17 protein-coding genes and 2 pseudogenes are annotated in these 20,985 nt (G+C 43.7%); 11 read left to right on the top strand and 8 right to left on the bottom strand.

Annotated features, from left to right (window positions below):
- Positions 1–308: 308 nt before the first annotated feature.
- The gene (locus tag F6K46_RS26440; protein WP_293062606.1) at positions 309–1,436 is read right to left on the bottom strand and encodes a hypothetical protein; all 1,128 of its coding nucleotides are present in this window, start codon (positions 1,434–1,436) and stop codon (positions 309–311) included.
- 177 nt (positions 1,437–1,613) lie between these two features.
- Here F6K46_RS26440 and F6K46_RS26435 point away from each other — a divergent pair, with 177 nt between their 5' ends.
- The 4 genes and pseudogenes from F6K46_RS26435 (at position 1,614) to F6K46_RS26425 (ending at position 3,215) form a co-directional block, all read left to right on the top strand.
- Positions 1,614–1,820 (top strand): hypothetical protein, encoded by a 207-nt coding sequence (locus F6K46_RS26435; RefSeq protein WP_293062604.1) that lies wholly within the window; start codon positions 1,614–1,616, stop codon positions 1,818–1,820.
- Positions 1,821–1,969: 149 nt separating this feature from the next.
- Entirely contained in the window at positions 1,970–2,602 is a 633-nt protein-coding gene (locus tag F6K46_RS26430; RefSeq protein ID WP_293062597.1) for a calcium-binding protein, read from the top strand.
- Positions 2,603–2,684: 82 nt separating this feature from the next.
- Positions 2,685–2,795, top strand: a pseudogene (locus tag F6K46_RS40265) (calcium-binding protein); the annotation flags it as partial.
- 6 nt (positions 2,796–2,801) lie between these two features.
- The gene (locus tag F6K46_RS26425; RefSeq protein WP_366510769.1) at positions 2,802–3,215 is read left to right on the top strand and encodes a hypothetical protein; all 414 of its coding nucleotides are present in this window, start codon (positions 2,802–2,804) and stop codon (positions 3,213–3,215) included.
- 306 nt (positions 3,216–3,521) lie between these two features.
- Here the strand turns inward: F6K46_RS26425 and F6K46_RS26420 are convergent.
- The 3 genes and pseudogenes from F6K46_RS26420 to F6K46_RS26410 form a co-directional block, all read right to left on the bottom strand.
- Positions 3,522–4,359, bottom strand: a pseudogene (locus F6K46_RS26420) (IS1 family transposase).
- Positions 4,322–4,480: a hypothetical protein gene (locus tag F6K46_RS26415; RefSeq protein WP_293062589.1), complete on the bottom strand. Its 159-nt coding sequence runs from the start codon at positions 4,478–4,480 to the stop codon at positions 4,322–4,324. Before F6K46_RS26415 ends, F6K46_RS26420 begins: the two are co-directional and overlap by 38 nt.
- Before the next feature lie 343 nt (positions 4,481–4,823).
- Complete coding sequence (locus tag F6K46_RS26410; protein WP_293117504.1) at positions 4,824–4,991, bottom strand: hypothetical protein; 168 nt, start codon at positions 4,989–4,991, stop codon at positions 4,824–4,826.
- A gap of 418 nt (positions 4,992–5,409) precedes the next feature.
- On the opposite strand from F6K46_RS26410, the gene F6K46_RS26405 reads away from it, so the two are divergent.
- Positions 5,410–6,960, top strand: coding sequence for a calcium-binding protein (locus F6K46_RS26405; protein WP_293062585.1), 1,551 nt, complete (start codon positions 5,410–5,412; stop codon positions 6,958–6,960).
- 100 nt (positions 6,961–7,060) lie between these two features.
- Here the strand turns inward: F6K46_RS26405 and F6K46_RS26400 are convergent, their stop codons facing one another.
- From F6K46_RS26400 to F6K46_RS26390, 3 genes are all read right to left on the bottom strand, one after another.
- A complete protein-coding gene (locus tag F6K46_RS26400; protein WP_293062583.1) occupies positions 7,061–8,587 on the bottom strand; it encodes a DEAD/DEAH box helicase family protein in 1,527 nt (508 codons plus the stop codon).
- A 351-nt stretch (positions 8,588–8,938) separates the two neighbouring features.
- Positions 8,939–9,724 (bottom strand): peptidoglycan editing factor PgeF, encoded by a 786-nt coding sequence (pgeF, locus tag F6K46_RS26395; RefSeq protein ID WP_293062581.1) that lies wholly within the window; start codon positions 9,722–9,724, stop codon positions 8,939–8,941.
- 308 nt (positions 9,725–10,032) lie between these two features.
- Positions 10,033–12,045 (bottom strand): WD40 repeat domain-containing serine/threonine-protein kinase, encoded by a 2,013-nt coding sequence (locus tag F6K46_RS26390; RefSeq protein WP_293062576.1) that lies wholly within the window; start codon positions 12,043–12,045, stop codon positions 10,033–10,035.
- An 883-nt stretch (positions 12,046–12,928) separates the two neighbouring features.
- Here F6K46_RS26390 and F6K46_RS26385 point away from each other — a divergent pair.
- The 3 genes from F6K46_RS26385 to F6K46_RS26375 all read left to right on the top strand — a co-directional run bounded on the left by F6K46_RS26385 (position 12,929) and on the right by F6K46_RS26375 (position 15,302).
- Complete coding sequence (locus tag F6K46_RS26385; RefSeq protein WP_293062572.1) at positions 12,929–13,168, top strand: hypothetical protein; 240 nt, start codon at positions 12,929–12,931, stop codon at positions 13,166–13,168.
- 237 nt (positions 13,169–13,405) lie between these two features.
- Positions 13,406–14,197 carry an ABC transporter permease gene (locus F6K46_RS26380; protein ID WP_366510768.1) on the top strand — a complete coding sequence of 264 codons (792 nt, stop codon included), beginning with the start codon at positions 13,406–13,408 and terminating at the stop codon, positions 14,195–14,197.
- A 187-nt stretch (positions 14,198–14,384) separates the two neighbouring features.
- Positions 14,385–15,302, top strand: a complete 918-nt coding sequence (locus F6K46_RS26375) for an ABC transporter ATP-binding protein (protein WP_075902439.1) — start codon at positions 14,385–14,387, stop codon at positions 15,300–15,302.
- 113 nt (positions 15,303–15,415) lie between these two features.
- On the opposite strand, the gene F6K46_RS26370 is transcribed toward F6K46_RS26375, so the two are convergent.
- Positions 15,416–15,682, bottom strand: coding sequence for a hypothetical protein (locus tag F6K46_RS26370; RefSeq protein WP_070394685.1), 267 nt, complete (start codon positions 15,680–15,682; stop codon positions 15,416–15,418).
- A gap of 751 nt (positions 15,683–16,433) precedes the next feature.
- On the opposite strand from F6K46_RS26370, the gene F6K46_RS26365 reads away from it, so the two are divergent.
- From F6K46_RS26365 to F6K46_RS26355, 3 genes are all read left to right on the top strand, one after another.
- Positions 16,434–17,537: a calcium-binding protein gene (locus tag F6K46_RS26365; RefSeq protein WP_075902437.1), complete on the top strand. Its 1,104-nt coding sequence runs from the start codon at positions 16,434–16,436 to the stop codon at positions 17,535–17,537.
- Positions 17,538–17,742: 205 nt separating this feature from the next.
- Positions 17,743–19,905: a glycine--tRNA ligase subunit beta gene (gene glyS / locus F6K46_RS26360; protein ID WP_293062565.1), complete on the top strand. Its 2,163-nt coding sequence runs from the start codon at positions 17,743–17,745 to the stop codon at positions 19,903–19,905.
- A 369-nt stretch (positions 19,906–20,274) separates the two neighbouring features.
- Entirely contained in the window at positions 20,275–20,799 is a 525-nt protein-coding gene (locus F6K46_RS26355) for a hypothetical protein (protein WP_293062563.1), read from the top strand.
- The last annotated feature ends 186 nt before the right edge of the window (positions 20,800–20,985 follow it).

The following is a 20,985-nucleotide window of genomic DNA, read 5'->3' as shown; positions in this document are numbered from 1 at the left end:
GCTTGGATGTAGCAAATAATACTTCTCAGACAACCTCTTAAAAACTTCTGGCATGCATGCCTTTTGCGTGTTGATGTAGGTTGATGTCTTGAGCAGATTAAGGACCAATTTAGGCAAGCCTATATTTCTGTAATCATTCAGCCGTTGGCAAAAGGCTGAGGGAGCATCCCAATTTGGCAAATCCATTGCTCAAACTAACGAAAATACTAGGGATTAAAAGCATAATTTAAAGTGTTATGTGCAAAAATGGGATGCTCCCAAGGCTGATGGCTGATGGCTGATGACTTACATATTTGTTTATAGCATTTTTAGTCAAGCTCTTCCTCTATATATCTCTTGATTTCAGGGGCTAATTTCCTAAGATTACGTTGAAAGAAGTTATTCAGGGATGAAATTTTAATTCCTAAAGAATCCGATATCTCTTGCCATTTTTTTCCGTCGAGGTAGGCTAACCCTATCACTTGTAAGGTAGCTTCAGGATGGTTTTTGATATGTTTCTGCAACAGGTTTTCCGGGTCTTCTTTAAAATAGTGTCTGACCTGGTCATACAACGTCAGTTCTGTTTCCGGTTGTGCCACAGTCTCTATGGTGAGCGATTCCCCAGTCAGCTCAGACAAGTTTGCGGGCAAAGGCAGAGTGGCTTTAGCCATCTCAAACACTAATGAATCTCCTGTGGTTCGGTCTTTTGCGATTAACTGGCACAACAAAAATAATACTATCAAAATTTTAGTAACGTTACCGGCATCGGTCTTGTTTGTAATTAAGCCTTTGATGGTCAGTGTTATCCAAACAATCACATGATCTAGTTTGGTGTTTTTAATAAGAGCGATCAACTGATATTTAATTCTGACAATTTTGCCAGATTGAGCTTGGATAAATGGGTCAGTCAGGTCTTGTTGAGCTTTTTGTAACATCTTATTGAGGCGATAATTGACCCAGGCTATAAATTTTCCTTTTTCTCGATTGTAGTGATTGAGGTTTTGATAAACATAATACAATGTCAGATTCACAGCATCATCATAGACCTCAGGGGAAAATTTGCCTCGATGGTAAAGCTTACCGGAAAGCTTAATGGCATTGAGCAATTCCGTTAAGGCATAAAATCGCTCTGGGGTATTGAGTTCGTGTCGTTGTGCTTCTAGGGCTAGCTGCTGAAGACGACCCTCGTCAAGTACCTTTTTAAAGACACTATCCCGCCAAGAGGCCCACTCCTGATCAGAAGTAATTTGTAGATATCGGCTATCAATAGCCTCCTCAAGTTTATGGTTGAGCTGCTGCTGTACGGTCTGATAGATCTCTAGATAGATGCCAGATAGAGGATGACCTGGCCGTGGGCGACACACTTTACGGGTACGCAAAATATGCTCAACTAGTTCTGCCAAAACCTGCTCCCGCTGTTGATTTTCAATCTTATATTGTTTTGATTTAATCATCATCTGTTGAATTGGCCTGCTCATGACCATTGATCAGGAATGCTTGTCCAATTAGTTATCAGGGTAATTTCCACGGTTTATGATAAGTAGTCGGACAAAAGTAAAATTAACTGTTGAAATAGGGAGCAGGGAGCAGGGAGCAGAGGGACTTTTGGCAACTTTACACAAGTTAATACAGCGATGCAGCGCGGTCTTGGGGGTTTCCCCCATGAGCGACTGCATCAAGAAGCGAGGTTTATTTTTGTCCAGGTACTTATCCGTTACAAAACTTTATATAAAACTGTAGAAAAATTGGATTTTCGGAGTGATTTACAAAGTGAGGGCAGTGAAGAAAGCGTGATGCTCTTGATGGCAAAACCACTCCTATTAATAATAAGTATTTCTTGAAAAATTTTTTAGGTGCGCTTTCCACATCTAATTATTAAATTCGCCACGGGTCGCACCTCTTTATCAAACTCAGACAAATAGAGTGAATCTTTCCGAACAGAACAATCCACAAATTTTCAAACAATTGCAATCGATCAGGAGTAGATGACATGGTAACTTACATCGGTGACAACTTAAACAACTACGGTTATGGTGGCTCTGGTAACGACTATCTTTATGGTTACGGTGGCAACGACACCCTGGTTGGTGGCTCTGGCAACGACTACCTTAATGGTGGTATAGGCAGTGACCGGATGTATGGTGGCACGGGCAATGACAGGTATGTGGTTGACAGCACCGGGGATGTGGTCACCGAATACGTCAATCAGGGTATTGATACAGTCGAATCCTCCATCAACTACACCCTAGGAGACAACCTAGAAAACTTGACCCTGACTGGTAGTGCTTACTCCGGCAACGGTAACAGTCTCAACAACATCATCAGTGGTAACAGTTCCAACAACGTCCTCTTCGGGAAATCTGGCAACGACACCATATATGGGAATGGTGGTGATGACGCTCTTGTCGGTGGTACAGACAGTGACCGGATGTATGGTGGCACGGGCAATGACATCTATTCGGTTGACAGCACCGGGGATGTGGTCACCGAATATGTCAATCAGGGTATTGATAGAGTCTACTCCTCCATCAGCTACATGCTAGGAGACAACGTAGAAAACTTGACCCTGACTGGTATAGCGCTACGCGCAAGTGAGAAGTCAGAAGTCAGAAGTCAGAAGTAAGCTATGATTAAGTTTCGGAGTTTAGTAATGTCCTAATCTTAATGGGTAGTGCTATAGTGCTTACTATGGTCACGGTAACAGCCTCAACAACAGCATCAGTGGTAACAGTTCCAACAACCTGCTCTGGGGTAAATCTGGCAATGACGAATTGTATGGGAATGCTGGTACTGACGTTCTTCTCGGTGATCTAGGCAACGACATTCTTGATAGTGGCTCTGACAATGACTACTTGTATGGTGGCTTTGGCAACGACACCCTGACCGGTGGCTCTGGTAATGACTCTCTTTATGGTTATGGAGGTAGTAGTTCCGGCGAACGGGACATCTTAACTGGTGGCACGGGTGCGGATACCTTCGCATTAGGTAATAATGCTTTTGGGACCAAGGTTGCCTACATTGGTGATGGGAACTCGGGATACGCGACCATCACTGATTTTGATGGGACACAAAGTGATAAAGTTCAGCTCGGTGGTGGTATCAGTGATTACACTGTGAATTACAGTAATGTTACTGGTACATCAGCACTAGATACAAATCTATATCATAAGGGGGACTTAATTGCCGTCTTCCAAGATGACACCAGTTTTAGTCTTATTAATGATACGGTATTTTAGCTTGAATAGGACTTAGGACGTTTAGTTGGTATTGCCCCCTAACCCCTAGATTTGGGAATGGGGGCAATACTCCATGATCACCAGATCATCGTACTCAAAACTGATCATCCTACTCTGACCACAGCCCCTTGGAATCAGCCGCCTTGGGGCTACTCCTATGGTTGACCTGATCACCCCTGGCACGAACTCCAACTGCTTACCCGTCTCCGCCCCTTCAGGCTGTTTTCGCCTTCGCCCTTGATTCGCGACCCCCCCACCATGGCGACGCCAAGAGGTCTCTTCTTCAGAGGTATCTTCGGTAGTGCATCAGCAAAGTGTGGGTATGTCGCGCAAGTCGTTCCAATCTCCAAGGGGTGTCAGCTAACCTAGCCCTTTCTGCTGCCGTATTGCCAAAGCGACTATGAACCCAAATCCAATTGAAATAGCTAACCACCAATCTTACTGTTGCTTCAGTTTGCTCCCAGACCGACGCCAAATAAATTGCTGTCGGCGATGCCACCGACCTGTCTGCTGCCGAACAATTCCGGAACGTTCGCTCCTTATGCTGCGTCTGGTCTTTACCAATGATGTGTCTGACTTCTGAATTCTTTAACTCGCTCATATCCTCCCCAACCATCGGTATGCCATTGCTTACAGTCGGTTTTCTTGCCCTGTATTCACGGTCAATCAAGGGATGAATTGGTCTATATGTTTGCCTACAAGAGCGGCCAGAATTAACCCGCTTGATGATGCTTGAGTCATCTCCTACCAACAGTCCCCTTCTCTCAATTCATTCCGCTTACAGCGTTTTTGTTTTTTTGGACGAATGACCAAAACTCGTCGCTACTGATTTGTGAGGAAACAACATTCTGTACATGGGCATTATGAATCATTTGTCCTTTAACAGAAGCTGCTCGTACTAAACTGACTACCGTATTATAGGTGAGATTAACTGTACGACTAACTCCTCTTAAACTACTTCCTGAACCATGAGCGAAGTAGAACCGTGGGAATTTTTTCTGGCTTAATTTGTGGCGCGATAGTAAAGAGTATCAAACGTTTCGGTGAAAGTTTGTCGGCATTCTCGACAGTAGTATCGTTGGCTTCCCTTGCTAGTTTTCCCGTGTTTATGAGTCTTGTGATGACCACACAGAGGACATTCCATAACATTGAAGTTTCTTATTTACCTCTGCCATCTTACCATTCCCACACTTCTCTGATGCACTACCATCCCGACAATATTCCATTATTACCTGATCATCCCACTCAAAACTGATCATCCTCATCTACCCACTGCCCCTTGGACTCAGCCGCCTTGGGGCTACTTTTATGCTTAACCTGATCACCTCTGGCACTCCAATTGCTTAGAATAAGTACCTCACCGAATTTAAAACGTTATATATCTAATTTCAGCTCATCTTTATCAAACCTTGACCTAGTTAAAGGTTTAGTGAGTATTTTGTAAAAGTTATAATTTTTATCTGAGTTAGATCTATAATCCGATTAGAGATAAGTCAGACATCAATAGCAAGAGTTAATTGAACTCCTAAATACTTAGATCCAGGTTAAAACTATCTGTATTCGATATATCAGTTCATGGTGCTCCATAAATCAAGGGGTCGATAGGTTCTAAGGAATTGGCGTTGCTGAATCGAGCAATGAATAGGAGTAGAGTGGGCATCCTGCCCGCCCGAAAATATATTGAAACTGGCAAGATGCCAGTTCCACGCAAGATGCCCATTCCACGGCAAGATGCCTATTCCACGGCAAGATGCCTATTCCACAGGTGCGACCCAAGGGCGATTTACTCTTTACTCGCCCTAGGAGGCGCGCACCTACTCTTAAAATCATTCCATTGTTAACCAATGCCAACGAATTGACTTGATCTACTTGATTGTTAGATGAACTGACCTGTTAATCAATCAACATATTATCAATAAAATCACGATTTAGTAGCGTTGAGTAATCAGGTTTTTTACGCTAATAACAGAGTAATTTTTGTGATTTATTGGAAATATGTAACGGTCAACATCAGGATTGTTGATCAAGATTACCCTTGACTTACCCATAAACTTGGTATCTTAAGTTCCACTATTAATAATGAGTATTTCTTGAAAAACTTTTCAGGATATAACTCCGACAAATAGGGTTAATCTTTCCGAATCGAACAATCCACAAATTTTAAAACAATTGCAATCTATCAGGAGCAAATGACATGGGAAGTTACTATGGTGACAACTCAAATAACTACAAAAAAGCACACAAAGAAGGTTTTTGGCCATTCAAGAAATGGAAGTCTTGGAAAATGTCCGGTAATGGTGGCAACGATACCCTGATTGGTGCCAAGAAAAACGACACCCTATACGGTGATAGTGGTAATGACCGTCTCGAGGGTAAGGGCGGCAACGACTACCTCTCTGGTGGCTTTGGCAATGACACCCTTGATGGTGGTACAGGCAGTGACCGGATGTATGGTGGCAGGGGCAATGACCGCTATGTGGTTAACAGCACCAAGGATGTGGTCACCGAATACGTCAATCAGGGTATTGATACAGTCGAATCCTCCATCAACTACACCCTAGGAGCCAACCTGGAAAACTTGACCCTGACTGGTAGTGCTTACTCCGGCTACGGTAACAGCCTCAACAACAGGATCAGTGGTAACAATTCCAACAACCTCCTCCGGGGGTATTCTGGCAACGACTACCTGAATGGTGGCTCTGGCAACGACTACCTGAATGGTGGCTCTGGCAACGACTACCTGAATGGTGGTAAAGGCCGTGACCGGATGTATGGTGGCAGGGGCAATGACCGCTATGTGGTTGACAGCACCAAGGATGTGGTCACCGAATACGTCAATCAGGGTATTGATACAGTCGAATCCTCCATCAACTACACCCTAGGAGCCAACCTGGAAAACTTGACCCTGACTGGTAGTGCTTACTCCGGCTACGGTAACAGCCTCAACAACAGGATCAGTGGTAACAATTCCAACAACCTCCTCCGGGGGTATTCTGGCAACGACAAGCTCTATGGTGGCTCTGGCAACGACAAGCTCTATGGTGGCTCTGGCAAGGACTACCTCTCTGGTGGCTCTGGCAAGGACACCCTTTATGGTGGCTCTGGCAAGGACACCCTTTATGGTGACTATGGCAACGACAAGCTCTATGGTCACTCTGGTAACGACAAGCTCTATGGTGGCTATGGCAAGGACACCCTTTATGGTGGCTATGGCAAGGACACCCTTTCTGGTGGCTATGGCAAGGACACCCTTTATGGTGACTATGGCAACGACTACCTCGATGGTGACTCTGGCAACGACTATCTGTATGGTGGCTCTGGCAACGACACTCTAATTGGTGACTCTGGTAACGACACTCTAATTGGTGGTACTGGCAACGACACCCTGACCGGCGGCTCTGGTAATGACTCTCTCCAGGGTTATCAACGTAGTAGTCAAAAGGAACGGGACATTCTAACTGGTGGCAAAGGTAAGGATACCTTCGTCTTAGGTAAGAATGTTTTTCGGACCGAGATTGGTTACATTGGTGATGGTAACTCGGGATACGCGACAATCACTGACTTTAATTTGAGACAAGGTGATAAAGTTCGCCTCGGCGGTGGTAAGAGTGATTACACTGTCAATAAGAGTTTCAATTTTAGTGGTACATCAGCAAAGGACACAGCTCTATATTACAAGGGAGACTTAATTGCTGTCTTCCAAGATGACACCAGCTTTGATCTTAACCTTGATACGATATTTTAGGTTGGATAGGACTTACGAAGTTTAGTTAATATTGCCCCCATTCCCAAATCTAGGAATTTGGGAATGGGGGCAATACTCCATTATTACCTGATCATCTAACTCAAAACTCATCATCCTCATCTGACCACTTCCCCTTAGACTCAGCCGCCCTGGGGCTACTCCTAGGCTTGACCTGATAACCCGGCTCTGGCAATAACTCCAATTGCTTACCGGTCTTGGCACCTTCCGGCTGTTTGCGCCTTCGCGGTTCATTTTTGCTACCACCACCATGGCGACGCCAAGAGGTTCGTTCTTCAGAGGTATCCTCCGCTACCACTTCATACAATAACGCCACCTTCTCCCCATCTTTACCTTTACGCAATACCCGACCCAAGCGCTGGATATACTCCCGAGATGAACCGGTGCCTGATAAGATAATCGCTACTCGCGCATCGGGTACATCCACTCCCTCATTCAACACATGGGATGCTGCTAAACAGCGATACTCTCCTTCTCGAAATCGCTTCAAAATATCATGACGCTCTTTGACTGGGGTTTGATGAGTAATCGCGGGAATTAATAACTCTTGAGAAATGCGATAAAGTGTAGCATTACCATTGGTAAAAATTAACATCTTCTCTGGGTAATGCTGAGCCAGTAAATCTAGCAAAATCCTTAATTTTCCATCGGTACCTAAGGCAATTTCCTTGGCTTCCCGGTGAGCTAACATGGCACGGCGTCCGCTTTGCGATCGCGCACTTGCCATCACAAACTGCTGCCAACCTTTAATACTGCCGAGATGAATGTTGGAGGTCCTTAAAAAATCATTGCGCAAGGTCATGCAAGAATTATAGCGATCGCGTTCTTGTTGGGACAGCTTGACCTTAATCTGAATTACCTTATGGTCAGCTAATGCCAAACCCGCCAATTCATTAGGGCTTTTCCGATAAACCTCTGGTCCTATTAAACCATTAAGGTCCCAATGACGGCCATCGGAGCGGTCTGGGGTTGCTGTCAGTCCTAACCGATAGGGTGCGATCGCATATTCCGCAATCACCTTATAAAAATCCGTAGGTAAGTGATGACACTCATCAAAAATCACCAAAGCGTACCGATTCCCTAAGGTTTCCGCATGAATAGTGGCACTATCATAGGTGGCGATCAGAATAGGCGTGCGATCGCGGGAACCACCCCCCAACACTCCCACCTCCACATCTGGAAAGGCTGCTTCGAGTTGAGCATACCACTGGTGCATTAAATCTAGGGTTGGTACCACAACTATGGTACTACGAGGAGTGTCTTGCATTGCCAACTGAGCCAGATAAGTCTTACCTGCTCCCGTTGGTAGCACCACTACCCCTTGACGACCGGCTCGCTTCCATGCCAATAGAGCTTCCCGTTGATGGGGATAAGGTTCCATCTCAAAACTAGATACTAGTGGCAGAGGCACAAATTCCCTAGCATCATCAATAAAATCAACCTTTTCTCTGAGTAAGGTTTCTACCAGAGGACGATAGTGAATTCCTCTAATCCGAAACTTCTCTACCCGATCATCCCAAGTGGCATACTCCACCCAAGCGTTACCCCTCGGTGGTGGATGCAAAATCAGAGTTCCCCGGTCAAACGTTAATCTAGGGGTGCGTGGCATGAATTCAAGGACGTTTCTTTGCTATTGTCGTACCGGTTCCGTTGCCAGGCTTGGGCCATGCTTCAATGTAAGCATTCAGCCGTCAGCCGTGAGCTAAAAGCTCACGCTACGCGAACAGCCGTCAGCTTTCCATCACTGAGATTAAACGAATGCTTACTTGTTTTCTTGATCCCAAGCGCGAGTGGGGGAAACCCCCGCAGGTCGGCGCTGCATCGCTTATTCAAAAGCTGTTCGGTGTAGCTTCCTAATAGCCCATAAGCACATCAAGTAGCACAATCTGTAGCGCATTAGCTGATAGCTGTTCGCGTAGCGTGCGCGTAGCGCTTAAGCTGATAGCTGATAGCTTACGCTTCAATAGCTAATAATACCAGACCACTGAACTTTCTTAAGTTGATTACGGCGATAGGAAAAGAAACGCTCTGGTTCAGAGTAAGTGCAGTGGGGTGCGATCGCAATTTGTTCTGAATCAATGCCCAATTGTTCCAACTGTAAGACATTGACTCGCCGCACGTCCAAGCGTACTCGTCCGGGTTTGGGGTCATCTAATATTGGGGAGTCGTCTAGCTGCTGCAACACCGCCAGAATTGATTCGGTGCTATCCCCTTGATCAGTAGATACAATACTAGCTCCCACTTCAGCCGCCACGGTTTCTGATACCTGGTAGCATTCCCCGGTAATTGCTGGACCGAGAGCAATGCGTAAATTTTCTTTACGACTACCATTGTTTAGCAATCGTGCGATCGCATTAGGAACAATCCGTTGAGCAGTACCCCGCCAACCCGCATGAACTGCTGCTACCTGTCCAGTTTCCATATCCCCAATCAGTAAGGGCGTACAATCTGCCGTACAAACCCACACAGCTTGGTTAGCTTCCTCACTTACAATACCATCAGCCGGTGGTTTATTGGAGTCTGGCTCACGGTTTTGGGTACTTTCAATTTCCCCAGGAGTCAGTACTGTATTGCCGTGGACCTGTTTCACTCGATACACCTGGGCATCAGGCTGGAGTACATCGACCATTTCTTCCGGAGAACGGGGAGAAAATGCTGAGGTGAAGAAGCCGTGATTCCATTGCTTCAATAGGCTACTCGTTAAATAGGGCAAATTATTCCAACTCTGCCAGTGCCAGGTATGCATTTAAATTGTGTTGACGGTTTACACTTTACAGTTTACAGCTTAGACTTTACACTTTATCCTTTCAGCTGTTGTGGATTTCAATTAGATATTATTTAATTATAGCTTTTATTGCATTTCTGAGTTACACTTATAAACCTCAAAGTCCCCCTTTTTAAGGGGGATTTAGGGGGATCCCTTTGTTCCTCATGGGAAATATAATTGCTATATCAAAAAAATCAAATTCTTTACCCCTGCTCCCTGCTCCCTGCTCCCTGCTCCCTTCCTGTCATAACCTAAAACTTTAAATTAAACCAGCTTACTGTCATAAATCAAGGCAACTTCCAAACTTTAATACTATCATCTCTACTGCCACTGACTAAGGTTTTTCCATCGGGACTAATCGCCAGAGAACTCACCCAGTTTGTATGACCAGTGAGGGTAGTTTTTAACTCCCATGTTTCTAAATCCCAAACCTTAATGGTATTATTGGCACTACCACTAACCAAGGTTTTTCCATCCGGGCTAATCGCCAGAGAATGAACATAGTATATATGTCCAGTCAAGGTATTTTTTAATTCACCAATTGTCAAATCCCAAATTTTAATATTACGGTCTAGGCTACTACTAAATAAGGTTTTACCATCAGGACTAATGATTAGAGAAACAACGGAATCTCTATGACCGGTCAGGGTCTTTTTTAGATCACCTGTATCCAAATCCCAAATTCTGATCGTATTGCCCCCATTACCACTAACTAAGGTTTTGCCATCAGGACTAATCACCACCGAACTAACCCAATTCGTTTCCCCCCTTAAGGTTTGTTTCAGCTTGCCCGTCGGTAAATCCCAAACTTTGATAGTGTGGTCATAACTTCCACTTACTAACGTTTTTCCATCGGAACTAATTGCAACAGAACTAATAAATCCCTGATGACCAGTAAGATTCTTTTTCAGCTGACCCCTTTTCAAATTCCAAATCTTGATAGTGTTGTCATCACCACCACTAGCAATATTTTCTCCATCAGGAGTAATAGCGACAGAATAAACATTACCATCATGGCCATTAAGAGTTCTAACTAACTCACCTTTCGGCAAATTCCAAATTTTTACAGTATGATCATTACTACCACTTACCAAATAGTTACTATCAGGACTAACAGCAATAGAACGCACTGAGTTAGAGTGTCCATTGAGAGTAGTTTTGAGGTAGGTACTGCTGGGTAAACCAGCAATCAAAAAACTTAAATTAGAGGGAAAGGTTTGATACCTAAAATATCCATATCCTTGAGTAATCAAACCTAGAGATAATAAAGAAAATCCTCCCATCATCACTTGTTTTTTTAACTGGTCATTTTGTCTTAATGACGTTAAAAAATTAAGAAAGGACTCGTGATACTTAGAGGTAGATTGAGAAGGATTAGCAGGGGGCGCAGACTGAAGCTCCAATACCTGCAAGACTTGGTCTACAGACTGATAACGGTGCTGATAGCTTTCTGGGAGCAGCCGATCCATTATCCACCACAATTGTTCACTCACCGGTTGCTTTAAATGCTTTCGCCAACTATTTACCCAGCGATAGCCTTGTTTCTTCCACAAATCCCAAGGATGAACATTAGTCAGCAAATGAAAGCACGTCGTGCCCAAACTGTATAAATCACTAGCAGCATAGGCTTTACCTCCCTCCATTTGTTCCATAGGCACATAGCCAAAGGAACCGATAGTGGTGCCAGTGATATTAGCCATGACCGTAGCCCTCAATTGCTTGGCTATCCCAAAATCGATTAGTACTAGCTGATTCTTTTTTTCAGATCCTTGACCCGAACCAGGACGGCGAATGATATTACCTGGTTTAATATCTCGGTGAATCACCTTCTGTTGATGGACAAACTTGAGAATAGTTAGCAGTTCAAATAAAACATCCTTAATCTTGTCTTCACTGAACGCTCCTGCTTCTGCCAACTCTTGCTCTAAGGTTTTCCCCTCGATATACTCTTGGAGCAAATATAAGCGCTGATCTTCCTCAAAGTAAGCTAGCAAGGTAGGGATTTGGGGATGTTGTCCCAGCCTTTGCAATTGTTTTGCCTCTTGCTCAAATAATTCTCGTGCCTTTTTGAGTGCCTTCGTTCCCTCAATTTGGGGCGCTAGCTGCTTAATCACACAGTATTCATCCAATTTATCCCTATCTTCTGCCAAATAGGTTTTGGAAAATCCCCCATCTCCGATGGGTCGAATCGGACGATAGCGGTTTTTCAAGATTACTAGTTTGTTACCACAGCTTTGGCAAAACTGGTTATCATCCGGATTAATGGGATTCTGGCAATCGGGATTAAGACAGCAGATCATACTGGCAGGTCATCAGGGAATTTGGGTATGACTAGGTAAGTATTCAGCTATCAGCGTGTCGCGTATCAGCTATCAGCTTATGGGCAAGCTACTTGAGGTACCAAAGGCCAACAACTGAACACTGACCACTGACGGCTAACCGCTGACGGGTGAATGCTTACATGACTAGGCTACCCGCGAGGGTAGTGTTTTCCTCTTGATTTTCCTCTTAAGAGGGAGCATGTCACAGTTAAATGGGGTACGGTAGTACTTACGGTAGAAATTCCCTGGTATCAGGATGCTTTTGGTAGATGCTAGCCATAGATGCTAGACTTAGCGGTTGGCTAATCGGCTACAGTAGCGGCCAGCCCTTTTCGCTTTCCGGTGAAATTTGGCTAATCGGATTAAATGATGGGATTAAGGATTTGAGCTGTTGACCAATCCTTAGGATTAAGGGTACTGGTTATTTTACCTTCAATGAATAATTTTAGCAGAATTTCAGCAAATGCGTTCGCGTAGCGTGACCGTAGGTCAATCGCAATCTGGTTAACCCGTTACAGGTTATAGGTTACAGGTTATAGGTTACAGGTTACAGGTTACAGGTTATAGGTTACAGGTTACAGGTTACAGGTTATAGGTTACAGGTTACAGGTTACAGGTTATAGGTTAGGCGGTGATTAAACCTTGGCCAAAAGGCGACGCTACGCGAACAACCTCTTTTAGGAACTATACTTTCTCACGGAAGTCATGGATTCATAGTGGGTAAGGCTAACGGCTGATACCTGAATGCAAACCAATTGCGAGTGTCAAGCCTAGGTATAAAATAACGACGCTAGCAGATATAATCTGATCTATCATTCTGTTATCCGATCTATTACTTGCGATCTATTACTTGTTAACTACCATGAGAGCATCTAATCGAATTACCCTAGTTTTGTTTCTACTGCGCCTCAGTGTTTTTATAGTAATGCTGATGTGGACAATCGATAAATTCGTGCGTCCTGAACATGCAGCTGCGGTCTATGAAAACTTTTACTTTATTAGTGGACTCGGTAACAGCATTTTTAGTCTTATTGGCGCTATCCAGCTAGTAATCATCCTAGGATTTTTACTCTTAGTGGAAAAAACGATGGACTTATGGTAGCGTATTAGTATTTCATGGGAGATAAACTATCTCATCCTATCAGCAATATCTAAGCCCATTTACTGATCCTAATTTGCTATTTTTTGCCGCTTGGCCAATGTTAGCAGCTTGTTTTGCCCTTTATTATCTTAGAGACCTGGATACCTTGTTTGTTATCAATAGACGATAGGCAATATAAACACAAAAATATGGGGTTAAAGTTGAAAGTTGAAAGTAGTAATAATTACCACATGATAAATGGCACACAGGATAATTATAAAATATTGGCGGGAAACCTGGGCTGTAGCACAGCGAATCTTGATTGAACTATGGCGAAGGCAGCGTAGCCTATTATTTTGGAGTATTTTTCCAATTACTGTGCTATTTCTCAACGGTTTGATTATGGCAGAACAGGCTGAGCTATCAACCGCAGAAGCATTTCAACGGGCTGCCCCAACTACTCTTGTGGGTGCTGCTTTGTTTTTTAGCTGCTTGGGGGGTAGCGTGGCAACAGTAGTCTCAGAACGAGAACAGCACATGCTCAAGCGTTTATTTATCTCTCCATTAGGTGGCATATCCTATTTCTTAGGAATTTTTTTGGCTCACAGCTGCATTGCTACAGGTCAAGCCTTAGTGGTTTATACCATAGCAGCATTTTTGGGGGCAAGGTTTCAAGGTTCCGTGTTGCTAGGGGTATTGATTATTTTGCTGAGTATTATTGCTTATGTGGGAGTGGGATTTTTTCTGGGAACTCAATTAGCGCGGCGCACTGAGGACGTTAATGCCTTAGTGGGAACCTTCGGTGTACCTCTATTAATTTTGGGTGGTGCGTTTTTACCAACTGCTTTGTTTCCGGAACAGTTACTGGAAATCGCTAAGTTTAACCCAATTTATCATATGAACGAAGCCTTGCTGGGAGTATGGGCTGATGGCAAGGGTTTGGTGGAAATCGAGTCTCATTTCTGGTTTTTATTTGGCTTTGCCTCAGTGATGGTGATAGTCGCATGGTTGTCATACCAGGGGATGGTTCGGGTAGAGAGAAGATTGTAATTACCCACGGGAGTTTTGTGCAGGGTAACCTAGTTTAAACCATTGAATAATCAGGAGGTTTGCACAAAAAAAATAAACTTAAGTATAGTCGGGTCAGTTATCTATGACCTAGTACGTCTATAAAATTATCCGATTATCGTAAAAAAAGTCTGATTAAATTGCCTTAGTATTGCTGAAGGTTTAACTAGTGCTAAATATCCATAAATTAAGTAAGTCTTACGGTAATCGAAACGTTCTGCGGGATTTAACCCTAACTATTCCAGCGGGAGAAATATATGGTTTACTCGGACCCAATGGTGCAGGTAAGACAACTACTATCAATATCATCTGTAACTTACTACGAGCGGATAGTGGTGCGATCGCAATCAATAACCAACCAGTGTCCGAGGCAACGAAAAAGCTGATTGGGGTTGCTCCCCAAGAGAATTTACTGTATCAAACCCTTAGTTGTCAAGAAAACTTGTATTTCTTTGCTCGTCTGTATGGGTTAGATGGTCAGCAGTGCTCTAAACAAGTTTACACTGCCCTTGCTGCGGTCAATTTATTAGAGCGGGCAAAAAGTCCGGTGGAAACCCTCAGTGGTGGGATGCAGCGACGGATGAATATTGCTGTTGCTCTAGTGCATCAGCCGAAATTACTTATTTTAGATGAGCCTACCACAGGCTTAGATATTGAAGCCCGATATGAAATTTGGGACTTGATTCGACGTCTTCAGGGCCAGGGAATTACTATTTTGCTGACCACTCATTCCCTTGATGAAGCAGAACGTCTTTGCCACAGAATTGGCATTCTTAAACAGGGACAGATTGTAGCAGAGGGGAGTTTGGTTGAGTTACGGCAAAAGATTCCGGCTCAAGAAATTGTAGTAGTAGACACCCCTCAAGAAGAACAAGCGATCGCTCGTGCCCAAGAATTAGGCTTTACTCATCGCCGCTATGGCAATGATTTAGCGTTTTGGCTACCAGAGTCTTTAGACCTGAAGGACATTATGGCATGTTTTGATGGGATTCCCCTCGATTCCATTGCTCGTCAACCAGTGCGGCTTGAGTATGTCTATGTAGAGGTTACATCAAATCTGGGAAATAAGTTAGTGGTTAGTCGTTAGTGAGAGTGTGTTGATCTCTAGTGACTACTGTAGGGGCGAACAGCTGTTCGCCTCTACTAACCACCAACAAAAAAAGAACAAGCTGGATATTTTGGGTGATTAACGATAACAATCTACAAACCATTCCCTTTGCTAGACAGCTGAGCCGCAACTTTCCTGAATACGTACAGCAAGCCTTCTGATGACAAAAGACTCATCTGGGCCAGGATATAATCAGCTAAGTGAGTAGTTGCTGACAGCACAATCAAACCCGATTCTTGGTCAAGCAAGCGCTCAATCAATTCAGCCTTTTCCTCTACAGATAATGTTTCGGCTAGACGCCAAACGCTATCAACCTTATTAGGCTTGGAGTTAATGTCAATTACGCAATTCTTATACATTGCCTTACTGCCCTTCAATAACTGATGGGATTATAGAATTGCTGAGTTGACCGCCGTAACCGTAAATGTACTTAGAGAAAATAGACCAGCCCTGGAATTGTAAGTAAATTCCTCAAGGTTAATCAACCTGTTAGGGTTAATCAATGTTTTGTCTTCAGAGGGATATTATAACCCTTTTTTTCAGGATTTGTCACTATTTCCAGATATCAAGGCAGAGCCTTTGTTGGATTACAGCTAATCAAACCTATTGTGAATGACTCGATGCTGCTGGCTTTGGCAGTGTTACGATCCCTGAAATCTGTGAAGATGCCTCAGATAACTGATGCTATCTAGTTTATGGGCGTTACCTAGGTAACTGTGATTACCTAATTTTAACTAAAACTTGAACAAGTTTACGCTTAACTTTACGAAGACTTTAAATAAAAGTATTTTTCTTTAAAAAAAGAATTGATAAATTGATAAATAGTCAAGTCAAGCAAAATATCAAAAACATTCAGGGTAAAAAAATAAGACACCTTAAGGTATTTTAATTTTTCAGGAATACTCCAAAATTTAAATGTTGATTTATAGGGGAAGCTACGAAAAAATTATCGGTTTTACGAGTCTGATTTAGGGTGTATCAACTGGTGTATCAACTGGTGTATCAACTGGTGTATCAACTTCTGATGCCTTGAGGTGAGCTTAGTCTAAATTTGTTTGTCTGCAATGACCTTCTTGTGTCAATCATGTAATCTACCAAAGACAAAATCTGATGACTACTATTTTTGGATTTGAGACTGGCAACTTCATAAATTGGAACACTATCGGCGATGCCAGCATTGAGACAGCGGCATTTGGCAGTATCCCTTCTCAGGGAAAATTTCAGGCTTTAATTACTAATGATGTCGGTTCTGTAAGTGATAGCGCACTTGAAAACTTCTTGGGGTTCAACCCAGGCAGTATAGATGGTTTTAGCAATGGAGATGCCAAAGAAGGATCCGCTCTCAAGTTACAACCTATTACAGTCAACGCTGGGGATGTTTTGAGCTTCGACTTTAACTTCCTCACTGATGAGCTTACCCCTGACTCCACCTTCAAGGATTTTGCCTTTGTCTCCATCACCCCAAAGGTTTTATCTAACCTGGCAGATACCAATAGTTCATTTCTGCTGTCTCCTACAGGATTTCGTGAGGAAACAGACTACGATACCTTTACCTACAAATTCCCAACTGCTGGCACTTATCTAGTAGGTATGGCAGTGGTAGATGTAGAAGATGAGTTGTTGGAATCCGCGCTACTAGTGGATAACTTAAGAGTTGTGCCGAAAGATGAAGTAATTGTAGGCACAAGCAACGGTGAAACTCTTTTCGGCACTGCTGATAATGACACCATCTACGGTCAAGGTGGTAATGACAGAATCTTTGGCAGTGAGGGAGTAAACATTATCTATGGTGGTGCTGGGGATGACGAGATTTTCGGCGGTTCCAACCCTGACACCATTTATGGCGGCACTGGTAATGACGAGATTTTCTCTTCCGGAGGCAATAACACAGTCTATGGAGGTATCGGTAATGACCTCATAGACACTGGCACTGGTAATGATTTAGTAGTTGGTGGCTTTGGCAACGATACGATCAGGCTTGGGGGTGGTGACGATATTATTGCCCTAGAAGCACGCAAAGGAACTGATACTATCATTAACTTTGAGGCTGGTAAGACGTTGCTAGGTCTGTCTGGTGCCTTGACTTTCAGTAACTTGAGGTTTAACCAAAGTGGCAGTGATGTCCAAATCTCTGCTAACAGTGAAGTGTTAGCAGTTGTCAATGATGCACAAGTTAGCACTATTGCCAGCGCTAGCAACTTTTTGACGATTTAGCAATAACTATACCGTTAGGGGAGCACAGCCTGCTCCCCTACACCTTCAGATAAATCCATAACGGGGTTTGAGGTAGAGCTTAGCGACAGTTGCAGCAACTGTGGGTTTACAATCAAAACCATCATCACCAGGTCTATAATCTCAAGAGGTACACTGGGGGAATTGGTAGTTAAAGATTATAGTTTTGATTAGCAATCAGTTCCCTATGTCTACATTTTTATTAGAAGTCGGTACAGAAGAATTACCCGCAGATTTTGTGGATAGTGCGATCGCACAGTGGCAATCGAAAATTCCCCAAACCCTGGATGAGTACTTTCTTACTCCAGAAGGAATTGAGATTTACGGCACCCCTCGCCGCTTAGCAGTTATCATTAAAGGATTACCTGAAAAGCAACCGGACCGAGAAGAAGAGGTTAAAGGACCACCAGCTAAGGCAGCGTTTAAGGATGGCCAACCTACTAAAGCAGCGATTGGGTTTGCCCGTAAACAGGGGGTAGAGCTAGATAATCTATTCCTCAGAGATACGGATAAAGGAGAATTTGTCTTTGTTCAGAAACAGATATCCGGTCGCCCCGCTACGGAAATTTTAACGGAACTGATTCCCCAATGGATATTTGGATTGGAAGGTAGACGGTTCATGCGCTGGGCGAATGGAGATTTAAAGTTTCCCCGTCCGATTCGCTGGCTAGTCACACTTTTGGATGATGTAGTGCTACCGGTAGAGTTAGATAATAATGCCGAGACTGTAAAAAGCGATCGCATTTCCAGTGGTCATCGGATCTTGTCTCCCAAACCAATAGAGATTCCCGAAGCAACAGATTATCAGTCCTGTTTGCGCAATGCTTATGTAGAGGTCAACCCTGAAAAACGCCGGGAGACAATCAAATCACAAGTTGAGTCAGCCGCTAAACAGTTAGGTGGTTATACCCCTCTGTACCCTGAGTTATGGGAAGAAGTCACTAATTTAGTGGAATGGCCGACAGCAGTAGTGGGTAAATTTTCCTCAGACTTCTTGAATTTACCACAAGAAGTGGTCACTACAGAGATGGTGTCTCACCAGCGCTACTTTCCAGTATTCAAAACCGAAGCGGCTACTGAACTTATCCCCTATTTTATTACTATTGGTAACGGTGACCCGGCCAAATCGGAAATTATTGCTACTGGGAACGAGCGGGTAATCCGAGCGAGGTTAGCCGATGGGCAGTTTTTCTACAAAACCGATATCGACTCACCCTTAGAAAGCTATTTACCCCAACTGGAGAAAGTCACTTTTCAGGAAGATTTAGGTTCAGTACGCCAAAAGGTCGGTAGAATAGAAAAGATAGCGAGTCAAATTACTGACCAGTTACGTCAACACTCTCCTAATCTAATCTCACCAGAAGCTATTACTCAGATTCAAAGGGCGGCCTTACTGTGTAAAGCAGACTTGGTTACCCAGATGGTGTATGAATTTCCTGAATTACAAGGGGTAATGGGACAAAAGTATGCCGTTGCTAGTGGGGAATCTGAGCAAGTCGCAACAGCAATTTTTGAGCATTATTTACCGAGGGGTGCAGGTGATTCTCTACCTCAAACCATTACTGGGCAAGTGGTAGGGTTATCAGACAGGCTAGATACCTTAGTCAGTATCTTTGGCTTAGGTATGTTACCCACAGGCTCTTCTGATCCCTTTGCTCTACGTCGTGCTGCTAATGGGATTATCAACATTACCTGGGATGCCAATTTACCGATTAATCTCCAGCAGTTGCTAAACGATATTGCTGCGGATTTTGTAGCTGCTTATCCAGACAATAATTCACCAATAGAGTCATTACAGGAATTTTTCTTACAACGGATTCGGACTCTGCTCCAAGAAGAAAATAAAATTGATTATGATTTAGTGAATGCTGTGTTAGGAGAAGATGATCCCGAGTATCAAAACAGGGCATTAATTGATGTGTTAGATGTACGCGATCGCGCTTTGTTTCTCCAGTCTATCCGAGATAATGGTACCCTGGATAAAATCTATGAAACTGTCAACCGTTCAGCTCGTTTAGCTAAACAAGGGGATTTAGATACCAAACAGATACAACCAACAACAGTAGTGACTCCGGAATACTTCCAGAAATCTTGTGAGCAAGCATTTTATGATGCCCTAGTGGAATTAGTGCCAAAAATTAAAGCTTCTCAGGAAGAGCGAGATTATCAGAAATTAGTCGAAGCACTAGAAGAGATTGCTCCTACGGTTAGCACTTTCTTTGATGGTGACCAGAGTGTATTGGTGATGGATCCTGACCCCAATATTCGCACTAATCGCTTGAATTTGTTGGGATTGTTGCGGAATCATGCTCGTGTGTTAGCAGATTTTGGAGCAATTGTCAAGAGTTAGGGTTTGGTTTGTAAGTAATCAGCAATCAGCAATCAGTAATCAGCTATCAGCTATCAGCTATCAGCTATCAGCTATGAGTAACAGGACTTACGCATTTGCCCCCTAAATCCCCCAATTCTGGGGGACTTTGACATCATTACCCCCCAGAATTGGGGGGCTAGGGGGGCGAAATCAAGTTAACCGCGTAAGTCCTGAGTAATTAATAATTAGTAATCAGTAATCAGTAATTAGCTGACCGCTGACCACTGACCGCTGACCGCTGACCGCTGATAACTTTGGGGGATTGATAGTAAAATCTCTATCTGCGGTTTTATTAAAATTGTGCTCAAATTGAAACTGACCTACTATTGAGCTAGCCTCTGAACTTCCATGGAGATTCTAGAAACCGTCACGTTTGATGATGCAATGGCATTCACCGAATCGATAATGACCAAAATGGCAACAGGGGAACTAAAATCGCCAGAAATTACCGATGCGATCGCATCCTTAGTCAAAACCAAAAATGGTGCTAGAGGCTTCTTTGTCACCTACCTTACCAGTGACAGCACCTTAGCCGACAATCCCTCACCAGAGGTGATCACAGCTCTAGAGTCATCTCCCGACATCGTAGCGGAACTGTTAGTCAAAAATTTAGCTATGTCAGCGGCAATGGGATTGAACCATCGCCGCAATGGCAAAGAAGACATGGCTCAAGGATCAGACCGAGTGCGATCGCGTAGTGCTAATCTCATTAAACAACTAAATATGCCAAGCCTGTTTGACATTGCTCAACAGTTAAGGCAAAGCGCCCTTACTGGAGTTGGCAACTACCAAGAATTTCTGCAGCGCTGGAGATACGATTCTGAGCAAAAACAGGTCATCCATCAAGCTCTATGTGACATACTCCTACACTGACCTTTACAGGTTCAGTGTAGGCTTCTTACCAACACCAGCTATTGCTTCGGTTACTCGGTAATTAAACTAAGCCAGTAAGTCACCTTACTGACTCGTCTCCAAAACCGGACGTGAAAGTTTCCCCTCATCCGGCTCCTCGCGACGGAATCTCTTGTCAGTGGTACCTCTACATTAGAATGGGTTGTC

It is taken from the genome of Moorena sp. SIO3E8 (assembly GCF_010692445.1).
In the GTDB taxonomy this organism is placed as follows: Bacteria; Cyanobacteriota; Cyanobacteriia; order Cyanobacteriales; family Coleofasciculaceae; genus Moorena; species Moorena bouillonii.
This window is presented reverse-complemented; position numbering and strand designations above follow the sequence as displayed.

Bases quoted from the DNA above. Each gene is read 5' to 3' on its own strand.
- F6K46_RS26440 (WP_293062606.1), bottom strand. From the start codon at position 1,436: ATGATGATTAAATCAAAACAATATAAGATTGAAAATCAACAGCGGGAG.
- F6K46_RS26435 (WP_293062604.1), top strand. From the start codon at position 1,614: ATGCAGCGCGGTCTTGGGGGTTTCCCCCATGAGCGACTGCATCAAGAA.
- F6K46_RS26430 (WP_293062597.1), top strand. From the start codon at position 1,970: ATGGTAACTTACATCGGTGACAACTTAAACAACTACGGTTATGGTGGC.
- F6K46_RS26415 (WP_293062589.1), bottom strand. From the start codon at position 4,480: ATGAGGATGATCAGTTTTGAGTGGGATGATCAGGTAATAATGGAATAT.
- F6K46_RS26405 (WP_293062585.1), top strand. From the start codon at position 5,410: ATGGGAAGTTACTATGGTGACAACTCAAATAACTACAAAAAAGCACAC.
- F6K46_RS26400 (WP_293062583.1), bottom strand. From the start codon at position 8,587: ATGCCACGCACCCCTAGATTAACGTTTGACCGGGGAACTCTGATTTTG.
- pgeF (WP_293062581.1), bottom strand. From the start codon at position 9,724: ATGCATACCTGGCACTGGCAGAGTTGGAATAATTTGCCCTATTTAACG.
- F6K46_RS26390 (WP_293062576.1), bottom strand. From the start codon at position 12,045: ATGATCTGCTGTCTTAATCCCGATTGCCAGAATCCCATTAATCCGGAT.
- F6K46_RS26385 (WP_293062572.1), top strand. From the start codon at position 12,929: ATGAGAGCATCTAATCGAATTACCCTAGTTTTGTTTCTACTGCGCCTC.
- F6K46_RS26380 (WP_366510768.1), top strand. From the start codon at position 13,406: ATGGCACACAGGATAATTATAAAATATTGGCGGGAAACCTGGGCTGTA.
- F6K46_RS26370 (WP_070394685.1), bottom strand. From the start codon at position 15,682: ATGTATAAGAATTGCGTAATTGACATTAACTCCAAGCCTAATAAGGTT.
- F6K46_RS26365 (WP_075902437.1), top strand. From the start codon at position 16,434: ATGACTACTATTTTTGGATTTGAGACTGGCAACTTCATAAATTGGAAC.
- glyS (WP_293062565.1), top strand. From the start codon at position 17,743: ATGTCTACATTTTTATTAGAAGTCGGTACAGAAGAATTACCCGCAGAT.
- F6K46_RS26355 (WP_293062563.1), top strand. From the start codon at position 20,275: ATGGAGATTCTAGAAACCGTCACGTTTGATGATGCAATGGCATTCACC.